Source organism: Psychrobacter sp. 1Y4, assembly GCF_051847555.1.
Genome location: NZ_JBPYDE010000156.1, coordinates 1 through 1,046, shown reverse-complemented (window position 1 = coordinate 1,046; position 1,046 = coordinate 1). Strand labels below are relative to the sequence as shown.

The 1,046-nt window shown below is 40.8% G+C and carries 1 protein-coding gene and 2 pseudogenes; all 3 read left to right on the top strand.

Annotation, left to right across the window (positions count from 1 at the left end):
* A pseudogene (locus ACS8FC_RS14945) lies at nt 1–248 on the top strand (pilus assembly protein TapA); the annotation flags it as partial.
* A 145-nt stretch (nt 249–393) separates the two neighbouring features.
* Complete coding sequence (locus tag ACS8FC_RS14940; protein ID WP_439297349.1) at nt 394–807, top strand: pilin; 414 nt, start codon at nt 394–396, stop codon at nt 805–807.
* A 30-nt stretch (nt 808–837) separates the two neighbouring features.
* A pseudogene (locus tag ACS8FC_RS14935) lies at nt 838–1,046 on the top strand (hypothetical protein); the annotation flags it as partial.

The following is a 1,046-nucleotide window of genomic DNA, read 5'->3' as shown; positions in this document are numbered from 1 at the left end:
GTTATCAGACTCGCGGTGAAGGCGATTTAGCTAACTGTGACACATACGATAAAATTGGTGGGACAGAAGCCAATGCAACCGCAGGCAGTGAAGTAGCTGAAGTTAAGATTGCAGACACTACAGCTGTTATCACCGCTAAAGGCGAAAGTACGGTGGATAGCGCCACATTTACATTGTCACCTGAAGAGTCTAATAACTCTTTGATCTGGACGCAAAGTGGTTCATGCGTTGCTGCAGGTCTTTGTTAATCTATAGATTTAGTTTGTATTTCGCTTAGACTTTTCAACTGAAAGCACAAACAGCCCTGCATGCTTAGACATAGCAGGGCTATTTTATGTCTTAGATAAAGGAATAGTTCTTGAATATCTATTAGCTATCTACAAGGCGAACCTTATGAAAAAAAAACAAGGCTTTACGCTTGTTGAGTTAATGATTGTAATATCTATCATTGGCATCTTAGCTGCTATCGCACTACCTACATATCAAAATCACGCCAAAAAAACGCGCTTCACTGAAGTAATATTGGCTGCTGCTACCGTTAGAACTAACATTGATATCTGTTTTCAAGGAAGAGGTAATCACATGCTGTCTAATTGTGATAGCATCAGCGAGGTTAGCATTGATGCTTCAGCGGTGACATCAGCCAACAATGTGAATTCTATATCCATAGCGCCTACGATTGCTTTGGTAACTGTAACGGGCGAGCCTAGCGTAGATAGTGCAACCTATACCCTATTGCCTACGCCACTTAATGATAGTCTAGTTTGGACCGTGAGCGGTACTTGTATCGCTGCTGGTCTATGCTAATATTTTTCTCTTCATTAGGAGATCAGCTAAATGTCTCAAGAACCAATTCGTATTTGGAAAGCCTCTTTCAAAGCGGCTGCTATCCATCTAGGCTTTAGTTTTATATTGGTAAGCGCTTTAGCTATCTTGGTATTTACTATCTGGTATCCTGCACCACTTGCAAAAGCTACGGGTGTATATGCTGTATTTACTATGACTCTTGTGGTTGATTTTTTTATTGGACCATTACTGACGCTGTT